The organism is Pseudomonas sp. MWU16-30316, from assembly GCF_020515645.1.
GTDB lineage: Bacteria > Pseudomonadota > Gammaproteobacteria > Pseudomonadales > Pseudomonadaceae > Aquipseudomonas > Aquipseudomonas cerasi.
Genome location: NZ_JAIZAZ010000011.1, coordinates 13,516 through 29,517, shown reverse-complemented (window position 1 = coordinate 29,517; position 16,002 = coordinate 13,516). Strand labels below are relative to the sequence as shown.

General features: G+C 54.4%; 11 protein-coding genes and 4 pseudogenes. 13 read left to right on the top strand and 2 right to left on the bottom strand.

Going from position 1 to position 16,002, the window contains the following annotated elements; all coding sequences use genetic code 11:
• Positions 1–5: 5 nt before the first annotated feature.
• From LCH65_RS24840 to LCH65_RS24790, 11 genes and pseudogenes are all read left to right on the top strand, one after another.
• Positions 6–4,211 (top strand): RHS repeat-associated core domain-containing protein, encoded by a 4,206-nt coding sequence (locus LCH65_RS24840; RefSeq protein ID WP_226439892.1) that lies wholly within the window; start codon positions 6–8, stop codon positions 4,209–4,211.
• Between the two features lie 10 nt (positions 4,212–4,221).
• The gene (locus LCH65_RS24835; protein WP_016981973.1) at positions 4,222–4,527 is read left to right on the top strand and encodes a hypothetical protein; all 306 of its coding nucleotides are present in this window, start codon (positions 4,222–4,224) and stop codon (positions 4,525–4,527) included.
• A gap of 446 nt (positions 4,528–4,973) precedes the next feature.
• Positions 4,974–5,210: pseudogene (locus LCH65_RS24830) on the top strand (DUF6386 family protein); the annotation flags it as partial.
• Positions 5,211–5,292: 82 nt separating this feature from the next.
• Positions 5,293–6,705, top strand: a pseudogene (locus LCH65_RS24825) (RHS repeat-associated core domain-containing protein); the annotation flags it as partial.
• Positions 6,705–7,265 carry a hypothetical protein gene (locus LCH65_RS24820; protein WP_226439891.1) on the top strand — a complete coding sequence of 187 codons (561 nt, stop codon included), beginning with the start codon at positions 6,705–6,707 and terminating at the stop codon, positions 7,263–7,265. The pseudogene LCH65_RS24825 and the gene LCH65_RS24820, both read left to right, overlap by 1 nt.
• Before the next feature lie 40 nt (positions 7,266–7,305).
• Positions 7,306–7,974, top strand: a pseudogene (locus LCH65_RS24815) (RHS repeat-associated core domain-containing protein); the annotation flags it as partial.
• A complete protein-coding gene (locus LCH65_RS24810) occupies positions 7,975–8,346 on the top strand; it encodes a NucA/NucB deoxyribonuclease domain-containing protein (RefSeq protein WP_226439926.1) in 372 nt (123 codons plus the stop codon).
• The gene (comJ, locus tag LCH65_RS24805; RefSeq protein WP_096105475.1) at positions 8,346–8,825 is read left to right on the top strand and encodes a competence protein ComJ; all 480 of its coding nucleotides are present in this window, start codon (positions 8,346–8,348) and stop codon (positions 8,823–8,825) included. The genes LCH65_RS24810 and comJ overlap by 1 nt, the downstream gene beginning before the upstream one ends.
• A gap of 566 nt (positions 8,826–9,391) precedes the next feature.
• Complete coding sequence (locus LCH65_RS24800) at positions 9,392–10,102, top strand: hypothetical protein (RefSeq protein WP_226439890.1); 711 nt, start codon at positions 9,392–9,394, stop codon at positions 10,100–10,102.
• A gap of 63 nt (positions 10,103–10,165) precedes the next feature.
• Positions 10,166–10,717: a hypothetical protein gene (locus tag LCH65_RS24795; protein WP_226439889.1), complete on the top strand. Its 552-nt coding sequence runs from the start codon at positions 10,166–10,168 to the stop codon at positions 10,715–10,717.
• A gap of 376 nt (positions 10,718–11,093) precedes the next feature.
• Positions 11,094–11,522 carry a DUF2628 domain-containing protein gene (locus LCH65_RS24790; RefSeq protein WP_024643255.1) on the top strand — a complete coding sequence of 143 codons (429 nt, stop codon included), beginning with the start codon at positions 11,094–11,096 and terminating at the stop codon, positions 11,520–11,522.
• Between the two features lie 77 nt (positions 11,523–11,599).
• Here the strand turns inward: LCH65_RS24790 and LCH65_RS24785 are convergent.
• Positions 11,600–14,049: pseudogene (locus LCH65_RS24785) on the bottom strand (PEP-utilizing enzyme).
• Entirely contained in the window at positions 14,042–14,524 is a 483-nt protein-coding gene (locus LCH65_RS24780) for a cell division protein (protein ID WP_226439888.1), read from the bottom strand. Before LCH65_RS24780 ends, LCH65_RS24785 begins: the two are co-directional and overlap by 8 nt.
• A 195-nt stretch (positions 14,525–14,719) precedes the next feature.
• Between LCH65_RS24780 and acpP the strand changes: the two genes are divergently transcribed.
• Complete coding sequence (gene acpP / locus LCH65_RS24775; RefSeq protein ID WP_032609706.1) at positions 14,720–14,956, top strand: acyl carrier protein; 237 nt, start codon at positions 14,720–14,722, stop codon at positions 14,954–14,956.
• A gap of 170 nt (positions 14,957–15,126) precedes the next feature.
• Positions 15,127–15,927: a mechanosensitive ion channel family protein gene (locus LCH65_RS24770; protein WP_003434930.1), complete on the top strand. Its 801-nt coding sequence runs from the start codon at positions 15,127–15,129 to the stop codon at positions 15,925–15,927.
• The last annotated feature ends 75 nt before the right edge of the window (positions 15,928–16,002 follow it).

Genomic DNA, 16,002 nt, shown 5'->3' with positions numbered 1-16,002 from the left:
CGCTCATGTTCGAGGCCGCGCGCTTTGGTGACGAAATATCGCATACCGGCGCCCTCGGGGGCTTCCTGATCGGGGCTGTGCTCGGTATTGCGCTCATTGCGACGGTAGCGATCGCAACCTTCACGTGCGGGTTCGGCGTGGCTCTTCTGGCAGGACTTGCAGCAGGCGTCGGAGGTAGCCTGCTCACCGCCGCAGGAGAGGCGATAGGGAGTATGTTTTCCTCCCCTTCTGGCACGATCATCACGGCCTCACCCAATGTATACATCAACAACCGCAAGGCAGCGCATGTTGAAAAAAGCATTGGTGCCTGTGACAAGCATCCGGGGCCGGTAAAGATTGCCGAGGGTTCGACCAACGTCTTCATCAATAGTGTGGCGGCGGCGCGCAAAGGCGATAAGCTGACCTGTGGCGCGACCATCTCCGGCGGCTCCGACAACGTATTTATCGGCGGCGGCAGGTATCGCTATCTGCCAGTGGACGACGAAATTCCAGGCTGGCTGCGCACTACCGTCGATGTGCTGATGGCCGTGGCGGGTGCGGCAGGTGGTATAGCCCAGTTGATCAAGGCCGGAACGCAGGCAGGCATGAAAGCAGTGCTGCCCTGCGCCATGAAGTTCACCGCAGGTTTCGTCGCCGGCGAAGTGGGCAGTCGCTATGTGGTTGAGCCTGTGATGCGCAGTGCCATCGGCGGCCTGAGCGGCAACCCGGTCGACACCACGACTGGCCGCAAGCTGATCCCGGATGAGATCGACTTCAGCCTGCCGGGCCTGATGCCCATCGAATGGTCGCGTTTTTACGCCAGCAATCTGAATGTCGACAGCGTACTCGGCAAAGGCTGGGTGCTGCCGTGGGAGCAAAGCCTGCGCAAGCGCGGCAGCTTCCTCTACCTTACGGACAACCAGGGCCGCACCGTACCGTTCGTGGACATAGCGCCCGGCCAGCGCATCTACAACCCTCACGAACAGGTTTATCTGGTCTGCACGCAGGGTGGTCACTACCTGCTGCAGACGCTGGACAACATCTTCTTCTACTTCGGCGAAGTGCCTGACGACAACAAACCGGTTCCGTTGGATCGTATCGAAAACGCACTCGGTCACTTCCTGCATTTCACCCGCACCGAACAAGGCACGCTGACCGACATCAGCGCGACGGGCGGGGTGCGTGTGCACCTGCATTACGACGAAGTGACCACGCGCCTGACCTCGGTCAAGCGCATCGTCGACAACGAGGCTGTCGAAACCCTGGTTCAATACCACTACGACAGCAACGGTCAGCTCGCTGAGGTGTTCAACCGCAACGGTGATTCAGTGCGCCGTTTCAGTTACACCGATGGCGTCATGACCCGCCACTGCAACGCACTGGGCCTGACCTGCGAGTACCGCTGGGAAATCATCGACGGCCAGCCACGCGTCGTCGAACACCAGACCAGCGATGGCGAACATTTCCACTTCCGCTACGACCGTGAGGCCCGCACCACCTGGGTCACCGACGTACTGGGCCGCGAGCTGGAGATTCATTACAACAAGGATCATCGCGTCACCTCGAGCCGCGACTACAGTGGCGATCACTACGTCATCGAGATCGACGACACCGGCAACATGACCGGGCTGACCCTGCCCGATGGCAACCAGTTGGCGTTCGAGTACGACGAGTTCGCCCGGTTGCTCAAGGAGACCGATCCGCTGGGCCGCAGTATTCGCTACCAGTACCACCACCTGACGACGCTGATCACTCAGGTCGATTACCCGGATGGCAGTACCTGGAAGGCCAACTACGATGCCAAAGGCAATCTCGTGGCCGAGATCGATGCGCTGGGCCACAAGACCGAATACCTCAACGGTGAGGACGGCCTGCCGCACACCATCGTCGACCCGACGCTCAAGTCCAAATACCTGTGGTGGAACAACCTGGCGCAAGTGCAGCGCTTTCAGGACTGCTCGGGCAAAAGCACGCATTACCGCTATGACGAGCGCCACCACCTGGTGGCCGTCACCGATGCCCTGAACAACACCACCACGCTGGAACGCAAGCCCGACGGCGAAGTGCTGCGCATCAACCACCCGGATGGCACCAGCGAGACCTTTACCTACAACGAACTGGGCCAGGTCCTGACCCACACCGATGGCAAAGGCCAGACCACCCAGCTGCTGCGCAACGGTCGTGGCTTGCCCAAATGGCGACAGGATGCCAAAGGGCAAACCATCACCTACGAATACGACAAGGCCATTCGCCTCGTCGCCCTGACCAACGAAAACGATGCGACCTACCGCTTTGCCTACGACGACGCAGACCGTCTGATCGAAGAAAAACGCATCGACAACCTGACCCGCCGTTTCAGCTACAACCTCGGCGGGCACCTGACACAGGTCGAGGAAATCGGCTACGGCGAGAAAGGCGAACAGCCACGGCGCAGCACCCATCTGGAGCGCGACCCGATAGGCCGTTTGCTGGCCAAACTCAACGACGACGCGCGTCAGGACTACACCTATGACGACGGCGACCGACTGCTGTCAATCGAGCGCAAACCGACGGACACCGGCAGAAAACTCGGCGTGACCGCCGAGAAACTGGAGTTTGTCTACGACCTGCTGGGCCGCCTCGTCAAAGAGACCACACCCCAAGGCGCGCTGGCCTACGAGTACGATCCACTGAGCAACCTGACCACGCTGACGCTTCCTACCGGCCAGCACCTGAACCACCTGTATTACGGCAGCGGTCATCTGCATCAGCTCAATCTCGATGGCCAGCTGATCAGCGACATGGAGCGCGACGATCTCCATCGCGAGATCTATCGCACCCAAGGCAAACTCACCAGTTGCTTCGGTTACGACAGCATGGGTCGCAAGGCCTGGCAGTACGCAACCACCCTGCCTGCAGAGAAACTGTCGCAGATCCAGAACCCGCTCATAAAACCAGAGCGCTACGTCGAACACGCCTACAACCCGATTCACCGCCGCTACGAATACGACCCGGCCGGTGAACTGAGCCGCACCCTCGACAAACTGCGCGGCGAAACCCAGTACGAATACGAAGCCAACGGCCAGCTGCTGGCGCGCAACACCGGCCGCGTGGTCGACGGCGAAGAATTCCGCTACGACGCTGCGGCCAACCGCCTCAACTTCAATACCAGCCGCTTCGATCACGTCAAAGACAACCGCCTAAAACAGTTGGCAAACCACGAATACAAATATGACGCGTGGGGCAACCTGATCGAAAAAGTCGTCGGCATCGTGCGCTGGCAGACCTTCACCTACGACTGCGAAAACCGCTTGGTCAAAACCGAAACCATGGCCGACACGCAGGTGGAAAGCACCAGTAGCTATCAGTACGACAGCCTGGGCCGAAGAGTCGCCAAACAGTCCGAGATCAAAGGCCACACCGACCACAAACGCTTCCTCTGGCAAGGCTTGCGCATGCTGCGTGAGGAAAGTCCGGGCCAGAGCAGCCTGTACCTCTACGAGCCCGGCAGCTATGCGCCGCTGGCCCGTGTGGACGAGAAAGAAGGCGAAGTCGAGAACAAGGTCTACTACTTCCACACCGACCAGATCGGTACACCGCTGGAAATGACCGATGCCGAAGGTCAGATCGTCTGGCAGGCGAAGTACCGGGCGTGGGGTGCGGTGGAAAAGCTGGTCGTGAACGAGGTTGAGCAGAACCTGCGGTTTCAGGGGCAGTATTTTGATGCCGAGACGGGGCTGCATTACAACACGTTTAGATATTATGACCCGGAGATTGGCCGGTTTATTACGCAGGATCCGATTGGCTTGTTGGGTGGGTTTAATTTATACATATACGCTCCAAACTCTACAGGCTGGATAGACCCCATTGGCTGGGTAAAGGTATACCGGAACCTAAGACCCGACGAGCTTGTAAGCGACGGTATCTCTGCCAAAAATCCTGGAAGAGGCATGTCACCCGCGGGCCATGTTCGCAACGGCAGCTCACCTAACTTCAAAGGTTCTCAGTATGTCTCTACGACCACAGACATGGAAGTTATAAATAAGTATAAAGGAACGGGACAAACCACTATAAGCTTTGATACTGATGATGTAGTACACGACAGCCACGGTAACAAAAGTATTGTAGATATTTCTACTCCTGACAAGGCTGCCTCGGCGGGACTGAAAGGTCCAGCCGCTCACTATGCGGCGGCATCAAGAGAAATATTAGTCGAAGGGCATGTTCCATCAAGCAAGATCACTATTTGCTAAGGTAATAAATATGAACGCTGAAATCGCCGTTGATCTGATCGATGCAAGACTCTTGGGAGCAGACTCTATTCCAGTAAAAATACGAACTAGGGCCAAAGTTTCTGAAAAAGAAGTTGCTGAGTTATTTTCAGCCATTGACTTTATAATTAGCTACTACAGTGAAAAAGACATTATCCCCAAAAGGATAGCGCTAGCTTTCGTTGACATATATGTCAACTTCAATGTCTCGGATGACTTTTACGATGAAAGCGAAACTCAAAGATACGAAGATATTGGAATAGCACTACAAGAAAAAGCATATGAGCTATTTGAATAAGCAGTACACAACTGAATAGCTCAGTGGATTGATCTTCATCGCCGTACGTTCAAGACTGGCGTTGTTGAGCACGGGATAAGCGATAGTGAGTATTTCGATTGCCGTTACGACTTCAAACAGAGTACATCGTGGGCAGTCGATATGCTTGGGCGTAAATTTGAGATTCATTACAACAAAGAACGCCGCGGCGCCTCCTGCCGCGATTACAGCGGATCCGGGTGATTATCTCCCACCGTAAGCCGTATCTGAAGGATGGAGATCCTCGAAAAGGCGATGGCTCCTGCCAAGACTTATTTTTTGTTAATACAGCTTGAACAGTGATGGCTACCTTTTACGTAAATAGATAGCCTATGCTCTCACCCACCTGAACTGTCAGAATTTGATATTCGTACATGCTAACCACGCCTTCCTAAAAGGCCTATACTGATGGTTTTTTCTTTACGGGCACCGTCACACTTGCGGTATTCGATCTCGACGCCCTCAAACACAGGGTGGAAGATAGCTGCGATTGGTGGAGTATTGCAGAAGATGAGCTACTTGAAACAAACAAAGGAAACATTGCTTGCTTTGGCCTCGGCCAGGATGGAAGGTATGATGTTGAAATACTGACGACCTATCAAGAGAGTGTCACATCCTGTGGGTACTATCCGGCTAGGCGAGTATGTCGGATTACTGCTTTTTAAAAACTTGGTGGTTTTACAGTTGAGCTCGGTTACCGCTTCTTAAAGAACGAGGTCAGAGGCTTTAAGAAACGGTGTCTGGGCGAACCTGCACTACATGTCTCTTGTTGTAGGCCAGCTGATCAGCGACATGGAGCGCGACGACCTGCACCGCTAGGTCTACCGCACCCAAGGCAAACTCACCAGTTGCTTCGGCTACGGCAGCATGGGCCGCAAAGCGTGGCAGTACGCAACCACCCTGCCCGCGGAAAAGCTGTCGCAGATCCAGAACCCGCTCATAAAACCAGAACGCTACGTCGAACACGCCTACAACCCCATTCACCGCCGCTACGAATACGACCCGGCTGACGAGTTGAGCCGCACCCTCGACAAGCTGCGCGGCGAAACCCAGTACGAGTACGAAGCCAACGGCCAATTGCTGGCGCGCAACACCGGCCGCGTGGTCGACGGCGAAGAATTCCGCTACGACGCCTGGGGCAACCTGATCGAAAAAGTCGTCGGCATCGTGCGCTGGCAGACCTTCACCTACGACTGCGAAAACCGCCTGGTCAAAACCGAGACCATGGCTGACACGCAGGTGGAAAGCACCAGTAGCTAACAGTACGACAGCCTAGGCCGAAGAGTCGCCAAACAGTCCGAGATCAAAGGCTACACCGAACACAAACGCTTCCTCTGGCAAGGCTTGCGGATGCTGCGTGAGGAAAGTCCGGGCCAGAGCAGCCTGTACCTTTACGAGCCCGGCAGCTATGTGCATCTGGCCCGTGTGGACGAGAAAGAAGGCGAAGTCGAGAACAAGGTCTACTACTTCCACACCGACCAGATCGGTACACCGCTGGAAATGACCGACGCCGAAGGGCAGATCGTCTGGCAGGCCAAATACCGGGCGTGGGGCGCGGTGGAAAAGCTGGTGGTGAACGAGGTTGAGCAGAACCTGCGGTTTCAGGGGCAGTATTTTGATGCCGAGACGGGGCTGCATTACAACACGTTTAGATATTATGACCCGGAGATTGGCCGGTTTATTACGCAGGATCCGATTGGGTTGGCAGGTGGGTTCAATCTTTATCAATATGCGCCAAATCCTTCATCCTGGGTGGATCCATGGGGATGGATGCCATTCTGGAAACCTCTAAAACCTGATGGAATGGGGCATCATCCTTTTCCGCGAGCTCATGCTAATACTCATGGTTTTCCTGAATTAGGGACGAAGCTAGATTCACCTTCTTGGTTTCCAAATGAAGTAGATGGGTCTGATAAGCTTCATCAAGAATTTCACGATGTCATCAAAAAAGAAGGAGTTCCTTTTAACAAGAAATTTGACGGCACACCCGAAGAACTAGTAAGCAAGCTAGATAAAGCTTATCAAAAGCTTCCTCAGAAGGGTACGCTAAAAGTTCCTCGAACGGGGCAGATTATAGCAAAAAACGTAACTATAGGCGAAGCCCTCAGCAAATCAATTGGAAAGTCTGCAGACATTAAATCGGCAGGAGGATGCGGCTAATGAAACATCATGCAAGTATTGAGCTATATAGCCCAGGTATCGTTATATTCGATCCTGAGGTTTTGAATGAGTTTCTGAAAAAAAACAAAATAACAGAACCTAACGTTTTTGAATTTTTTCTACAGCATGACACCTTAGGGCGTCTAGCTATCGAAGAAGGCATTCTTTGTCCGATCTATCAAATTCCAGAAAATGAATATTCGATATTTTTGTTAGGTGCACCTGCATCAGAGCAGCATCTCTACACCGTAAAATTTTCTTATGCAGGATTCCCTTTAAAAGTTGAATCCGGCATACTAATAGCTTCCGACCTAAATGCGTTACTTGACTGGGATCCTGAGTTCTTCACAAATTACAAAAAAAATTATGAGCAAAGACTTTCCAATAATGACTATATAGAAGTTTCAAGTGGCTTGTATGACATGACCATTAGGGGATGCGCCAATTTAAAACCCCCATATAATAACTTAGGGTATGGGCTTGACATGAGGCAGGTCGGCAAGTTGCCTGATCTTGATACATCTACATCAGTTGAGAGTCATGACTTTTCACTTTGCTAGCTCGTGCGCAAGCTAATCTTATTCATTAGGTAGTATGTGAAACAGCCTCAAACAGTGGGAGCGCCACGAATACAATTACGACGCCTAGGGCAACCTGATCGAAAAAGTCGTCGGCATCGTGCGCTGGCAGACGTTCACCTACGACTGCGAAAACCGCCTGGTCAAAACCGAAACCATGGCCGACACGCACGTGGAAAGCACCAGCAGCTACCAGTACGACAGTCTGGGCAGGCGTGTCGCCAAACAGTCCGAGATCAAAGGCTACACCGAACACAAACGCTTCCTCTGGCAAGGCTTGCGGATGCTGCGTGAGGAAAGTCCGGGCCAGAGCAGCCTGTACCTTTACGAGCCCGGCAGCTATGTGCATCTGGCCCGTGTGGACGAGAAAGAAGGCGAAGTCGAGAACAAGGTCTACTACTTCCACACCGACCAGATCGGTACACCGCTGGAAATGACCGACGCCGAAGGGCAGATCGTCTGGCAGGCCAAATACCGGGAGTGGGGCGCGGTGGAAAAGCTGGTGGTGAACGAGGTTGAGCAGAACCTGCGGTTTCAGGGGCAGTATTTTGATGTCGAGACGGGACTGCACTACAACACGTTTCGGTATTATGACCCGGAGATTGGGCGGTTTATAACGCAGGATCCGATTGGGTTGGCTGGAGGGTATAACCTGTACCAGTACAATATAAATCCAATTCGCTGGATTGACGTGACGGGTCTAGCCGGATGTACCTTGATAAAAGCAGATGCCGTTGATCACGACTACCTTTTAAGGTTAAAACGCTCCGAATATCCAGAAACCTTTGGTCACATACAAGACGCAATCAATGGCGGGCAGCAGTACATAGTAACCATTCAGAGAGATGCAGCAAAATTAAATAGAAAGACAAGCCTCAAAGACGTTAAAACAATGAAGTCAAAAGATCGCGACGAATGGCCTATGGCCATGTTTAAAGAGGGAGGGAACGGTGCAAGTGCTAGACACATCGGTCCTAGTGATAATCGAGGAGCAGGATCCAGTATTGGTAATGTGCTTTCAGGTCTTCCAAATGGAACTAAAATTAAAGTAGAGTTTTTCTAATGGCAAATTCTAATCAAGTAGTAGATTTACTCATATCTCATAGCCAAATTCAAATTCGGTCACGCGCCTATGACGAAGCTTCGAGCCAATGGGGCAAGCTAAATATTGATCAAGGCGCTGTAATACATAAAGACTACGTAATATTTGCCCCCCTACCAGATGACGCATTTGGTGCAAATATAAGCTTGACTCTAGACACAAAATTTAATTTGGACACACAAACTCAACGCTGCATAGTAGTCCCCTTTTTTGTTTCAAAAAAAAACGAATTAGAGGTTGCCTCAGCTGCTGAAAAAGCCAAAGTCGTTCTAGATGTCGAAGAGCGCCAATATGCTCTTTACTATGAAATTTGTGAAGGTGATGAAATTTTTTATAAGTTCACGTTTGTGCCTTCCAATGATGAGCTTGATGCAAAATATCTTATGGATGATCCATGGGGTGGGGTAAAGGGACAGTCACTGGTTAAGGGCGTTGCTTAGTCTCCAAGCTATTGGTTTTCGTTTTCTGCCATGATGCCGTCAAAATTTTCTGAACTATATAGCTCTTTAAAATCTTGATCGAAAAAAGGGGCTGTCAACTTTGTGCCAGCCCTTCTTTTTTCAATCTGCAGTCTGCTGGCAAAGCTAAACGACGACGTGCGTCAGGACTATGCATACGACAACGGTGACCGACTGCTATCGATCAAACATAAGCCTACGGACCTAGGCAGAAAACTCGGCGTCACCGCTGAGAAGACAGACTTCGCACACGACCTGTGGGCCATTATGTGAAAGACCGTGACTTGTATAGCGCAGGATGCCAGGACGATTAACTCAGCAATTTGACCTCACTGCCTCTTCGCGTAGACCAGCACCTAACCATCCGTATTACAACATCGGCAACCGTCTGAACCTCAGCACCGGCCGCTTTGACTAAGTCACACGTCAAATGCAACCATCTAAAATAGTGGGACGACTGGCCATACACTTAAATATTTGATGTATGATCTTTCAGACCAAGCCATTAACTTTTGCTATATTTCGCTTCTAAAACTTGAGTTAATCACATGATCGAACCACAACCCAACGCAATAAAAAAGGGACTTTACGGGTCTTTCTTCCTGATTGCCTTATTTGGCACAATGTCGACGTTTAAATCGGATTTTTTCTGGCTGGTATGCTTCGGTCTCTTTACCCTGCTCATGCGAACAATATATTTTATTTACCTGAGCGAAAGCTTCACTGCAATCGCAGTTCATTCTTTCACAGGCCTTTTCTCTTCATTTCTACTCATGAATACAAGCGTTATTTATCTTATAGCAAAATCTGAATACGGCGCGTCGACGACAGATGCTTTATCGTGGGCGATGATTCCGGCCTTACTGATGCTTGTTTCATTTTTATTTATTTACTTCACAAAATCGAGATCAGGTCAGCTGTCTTTTGAGACCAGAGATAACAAGGTCTATATAGTGCACGGTTATGTCAGCACGAGAAACGGAAACTTACTGAGCGGAGGCGTCATTGTGGCCGGAATCGCTGCAATGATCGTGTGGCCTATAGAACTGATCATTATGGTCAGTATCTGGATAGCACTGAGCAATCTTTACCTTCTTTACTGGAACAGGGACGCCATCCGAATACTGAAAAAAATCCTGGCGCTGGAAAAGAAGCACAATCGGTCTTACACGTTCGAGTACATCGAACAGCTTCGTGAAGCACGCAGTCGCTGGTGGCTGGGTAGGTTTTTGAAATGGGTAATATCATTCAGCAAATGAAGTCAGGTAGCAGACCATCAGCGTAGAAGACAACTAACCGCCACACCCAACCAGGGAAGAAAAATGGGTAAACAATCTCGCAGCAAGCGGGCCTCGCAGGAGCCTATGGTGATTTACCGCAGTCACGTTGCCGCTTTCCGCTCGCGTTATCTGCTGTCCTTTCTGACTCCGATCTTCATGGGCATATTTTCCCTCGCCATTACCGCAGGCACGGTGGTCGATGCGTACTTTCCAAATGAGCCGGAGAGAACGGGCCAGTCAATGATGCTCATGATGGGCGTATCACTGGTCTTGAGTTTCGGCGGCATCATGATGAGTCGCGGGCATGCGTGCGGAATGTGGATATTGGCGGCCATTCTGGTGAGCTGCTTTTTTGCCGTGTTGCCCACTGCCCCTGCGCACTGGCGGCGTTTCGAGTTGATGCTTTACGTGCTGGGGCTGCTTTTCCCGTTGCTGGGCCTTTTATCGCTCAACAGCGAGCGCGGCCGGGAGTTACGCATGCAATGGAGGATTATTCGATCCGAACGCAAGGAGATCCGTCAGGAGATGCGGCGGCGCAAGGATCTCGAGGTGCATCGTGAAAGCCTGCGCAAGAGAAAGGCGCTACGCAAATAGCCCGGGCTCAACGAGGACTTTATCGCGCCCAACAAAAAACCCGCCGAAGCGGGTTTTTCCAAGACCATCCCGACTCCCTGTCGGCTGCCTCCGAGGCGATGGTCGATCATCCTTGATCCTGGTGAACGCCTGTTCACCACTTGATGGATCCAATACTACGGAGGAAGGACCAGATCGGAAATGGCCAAATCCCTCCACCGCGTGTAAGCGTTTGGCTATACCTTGTCGAGGCGGCATGAAGAGCTCGGGGCGCAATTGCGTAGTACGCCACCTGGAAACTTCATACAATCGCTCGCTGATTACAAAAGCAGCAACATCAGAGACACAGGATTTCCCGGAAGAAAACGTCACCCCACGGAACACAAGGAGTAGCACCATGAGCACAACAGATCAGACCCAAAGCACTGGCCAGCACAGCGCCAAGTGGCAAGAGCGCTTCAATTTTTTCGAGACGTATGGTGCGCCGAACGATCCACGCTTCAAGCCGGCAGTGAACGCGCTGCCTGACTTCAAGAAGAAGTTGCTTGTCTGCACCAACATCATCGCGTTTTTCTTCGGTCCGATTTACTTCTTCGTGCTGGGTCTGTGGAAGAAAAATCTGGCGCTGATCGGCGTCATTATCGCGGTCAACATCGTTATAGCTCTGCTCTTCGGGATCCTCGGAATGGAGGTTCCGGCAGCATTGGGCACCGGCTTGAACGTCGTGTTTTCTCTGATGTACGCCCTGACGGCCAACTACTCCTACTACCTCAAGGAAGTGAAAGGCGAGCAAGGCTGGAACCCGTTCAAAGGCATGCGTCTCTGACCTGCAGATGTAGCCAGCTGAGCACCCGCACCGCTCAATGAGCGTGCGGGTTGGCTGTGGATAATTCCCCTCGGGCTTTATGCCTGCCCTTCCACCAACCTCAACTCCCCATCCACATACAGCACTTCACGCCCCACCCACGCCAGATCAACCTGCGGCAGCACGGCCGAGGGTTTGCGCAGTTCACGCAGCAAGGTCGAGCCGTGCGAGAGACGTCCGCCCATGCGCGCAATCACCGCGCGGGCGTTTTGGTAGTGCGCGTGGCGTCCGGGGTCGAGGGTGTCTTCCAGCAGGATGTCGTCGCCCAGAATGCCTTGAACCTGCCCCGGATAGATCATGAAGCCACTAGCCTGCTCGGTGCCCTCTCGACCGTCCTGCCAGAAGCTGCCGGCACGGCTGCGAATGTCTGGATGCGGCGCAAACCAGTGTTCCCGGTCGGCGCTGGGCATGGCGTGATGCAGGCGGAAGAACAGGCGCATCAGGTTGTCGCGATACCACTCGCGTACTTGCAGGTAGTAGCCGCGCATGCCCGGCAGGCCTGCGCGGTGGGCGATGCGAATGAAACCCGGCCAGGTCGGGAAAGCTTGTAAAGGCAGGTCAGTGGCTGCCGGGCGTGGGGTCGCGGGGTCGGTTTCCCAGGGCAGCCGGTGCGGGCAGTGCTCCAGGTCGTCGTAAGCGGTCGGTGGACGTCCCAGCAGGTCTCCGCCGCTGCTGGCCAGCGAGGTGGCGATGCACAGGTTGCCTTGCACGACGAATACGTAGAAACGGGTGAACCAGTCAGCCAATTGCTGACCGTCAGCACCTTGGGCCGTCAGGGCATGCAGCTCTCGGTCGAAACGGTGCAGTTGCTTTTCCAGGGTCAACAAGTGGCCACGCGCGACACGTTGCATCCGCAGAAACACCGGCAATGAGCGCAGCAGACGCAGTGGTCGCCACGGTAGATGCGGTGCTGCGCCGCCGACCTCATCGGCGTAGCTGCTGGAGGCGATGCCCCAGTCAGCCAAACGTGCGAGAAACAGGTCGTTGTTGATGTAGGAAGCTGCGCCAAACAGTGCGGTGAATGGCTCGTTGTCCTGCAACACGCGCGAATCCCAACGCGCCATGATCGCCGGGATGCTGCCTGCGGCACGCCGCTGTGCGTACTCGACCAGCCTGCTGGGCTGTGGCGGCAGGATCTCCGCAATATTGGCGGCGGTCAGGTGGCGGCGCCAGCCGTAGTCACTGATCGGGCGGTACTGCAGCAGCCACAGCTGGCGGCCATCCCAGGCCCACTCGACGTCGCCCGGCACGTAGTGGAATACGCGCAGAATGCCCTGCAGGAAGTCCCAGAGCACCTCCTCAGTCAAACCGTGGGATGGCTTGAAGTCGCCGCTGCTCCAGGCCGCGCCGAGGCGGGAAATGATTGCTCGCTCAGGACTTGCCTGGCCGTCGGCCAGCGACTCCAGATGCCCTTGCACCCACTCCAGCTCGACCGACAGGTGACGCACGAAAGCGATCCCGGAAAGCACCGGCGTGATGAAGCGCTGTACCACCACCTCTTCGACGCCAGCGTTGTGCAGCTCTGCAACGCGCACGGGTACGTTGTGGCTGGGCTCGCGAAGAAAAGTGGTACTCAGACCAGCATTGGCCGCATCGGCCTGATCCTCACCGAAGCTGGATGAGCGCACGGCCCATATAGCGTCAGGCTGACGGGCCAGAAACCCGGGCAAGGCCGAGTCATCGCCCTGCACCAGAGACAGTGCATCGGGCACCGGTTGCCCGGCGATGGCCGCCAGACGCAGACGGCCGCCTTTGGTGTGCGCAACGAAGCCGCGCTCGCCCGACTCCAGCCACTGCGCAAACTCGGCCGGCGCGTCGATCCACGGGTAGTGACCCCAGCCCGGTTTCAGGCTGATGCTCAGGTCGGCACGCGCCAGAATGGCCGACCACGCTGCCGCCTGCTCGATACCCAGGACCTCGTCCTGATCGCCCCAGACCAGCTCTATCGGATCTTGCACCCACTCCAGCAGCGGGGCAGCGCGGTGTCGGCACGCAACAGATCCCAATACGGCACGAAAGCACGGCAGCGGGCGTAACCGGAGCCCATGCGCTGGTAGTGCTCGGCTGGCCAGGTCTGCCTGGAAAACTTGTGCGCAAACAGCGTGGGCTTGTTGGCCAGCAGCCAGTGAATGGCCTTGCGAATGGGCAGCGGCGACATCAGCGCAGGCAAGCGCCGCTGCCACAGAAAAGCCCCCACCGGGGCCAGCAGCACGCTTCTGCAGAAGTGTCCGGGCTGGCGCTGCAAGGCATGCATGACCAGCAAGGCATTGACGCCCACAGCGACGATGGCGCTGCCCTTCACGGTCGCCGCCAACAGCGCATCGGCATAGGCGGCGAGGTCTTCGCAGGGTGGCTGAGGATTATTGCCGAAGCCTGGCAGTTCCAGCGGCACGGCTCGATGCTGCTGAAAATGCGGCAGCGCGTCGTTCCACCATTCGGCACTGCTGCCGTTGCCCGCCAGCAGATACAGCAGCGGCAAGTCAGACATGACGAGGGTCCTTCGACGCGTGAACAACCGAAGTGCGGCGGTCATGGCGATACAGCCAGATGAGCGGCGGCAACAACGCCAGCAACGCCGCCAGATCGAGCCATACGTGCGACCAGACGCCCCCACGCACGGAAATCAGGATGTCCTGAGGCGCCCACAGCAGCAGGCCCGCAATCAGCCAGCCCCAGGGCATGGTGCTTTTCAGGCGGTTGCCCAGGTGCACCAGCGCCAGCATGTACACGGAATACGTTTGCAAGGTTGCGCCAAACAGCGCCATCCACCAGACCTGTTGCGCGCGAGCAGCGGCGGGAACCGCATCGGTCCAGAAGGCCTGCTCAAGCGTAGTCAGGTAGCCGTCGAGCAAGCCGGAAAAGCCTGCCCAAGTGAACACCAGACTGCCCAGCACATGCGCAACTGCGACGGCATACAGCCAGATCACCAGCATACGGCGCAGGGTGTCAGAAGGGAGCGGCATACCAGGTCCTTGAGTCGTCCTTGGGAGGTGGCGAGTTTAGCGATTTATCGACGGGCTTAATACGAGCATGGCCAAACGGCTCAGACCTCCCACTGTTGAACAGCTGTTATTAATGTCAGTAGACAGCTTTTCTGTTGAGGCCTAATTTTAGGATTTCAGTAGTCAGTAAAAATCGCAAGCGAGGAGATGATGATCATGGAAGAGGTAATGACACGTGTAAAAGAATTGGTGGCCGAGCATTTGGAAGCAGCGGTAGTAGAGGTAAAACCGACATCTGACATAACCAAGGATTTCAAGGGTAGCAGTTTAGAACTTGTCGAGCTCAGCATGGCTCTACAAGAAGAATTCAACATCGATATCCCGGATGAAGAAATTGAAAAATTCAAAACGGTACAAAACATAGTTGACTACATCTCAAAAAACAAAAAATAGACACGAGCAGGCTAAAAGCCCACAACACCTGCTGAGCCCCCAACACCAGTTGCAGGCCCTTTGCCTCCAGTCAAAACTACCAGTAGCCACCGCCCTGCTTTGCCCTTCAATGTATGGCTCCGCTCCGTAGGCCATCTGCCGGGCGAGCCCTGCGGTCTGGAGTAGCGGTGATGGATGCGCTGAATGTCATCAATATCGGCACTGACGGAATCAACTCGTTGTTCAATGTCGTTCTGCAGTACGGAACGACTGTTGTTCTGAGGCTGGTGATCGCAGCCTTGTTGTGGATAGTGGGTCGCTGGCTGATCGGCGTGCTGGTCAGGATGGCACAGCGTTCGCTGACGCGGCAGCGGTTTGATCCGACGGTCCTGCGCTATGTCGGCTCGTTCATCACGGTGACGCTGAATATCATTCTGGTGATCGCCATTCTGAGCTATTGCGGCATCGAGACCACCAGCTTTGCGGCGCTGCTGGCGGCCGTGGCGCTGGCGATCGGCATGGCCTGGTCGGGTTTGCTGGCCAATCTGGCCGCGGGTGGTTTCATCATCGTGCTGCGGCCCTTCAAGGTCGGCGATCTGATTTCGGCGGCGGGCGTGACCGGGACCGTGGTCGAAATCGGCTTGTTCGTCACGTCGATCAACACGCCGGAAAACGTGCTGAATCTGGTGGGCAACAACAAGATCTTCTCTGACACGATCGTCAATTTTTCCAGCAATGCTTTTCGCAGCGTCGAACTGACCGCGACATTGCCAGGCACCGCCGACGAGCAGAAGATCATCCCGCGCCTCAAGGATCAGATCGCCCGCCTGCCCAATGTACTGAGCAGCCCCGCTGTCGATGTGCACCTGTCCTCCACAACGGCCGACTCCATCACCCTGTCGGTACGGCCCTATTGCCACAATGATCATTATGATTCGGTGCATCGCCAGACGCTCGCCCTCATCAGAGCGTTGATGCTGCACCTGTCCTGAGCGGCACGCATAGGCAAAATTCATCGCCCTTCAAGCTCACCCGAACCTGTTGGCAGCCGATCAATAAGGATCGGT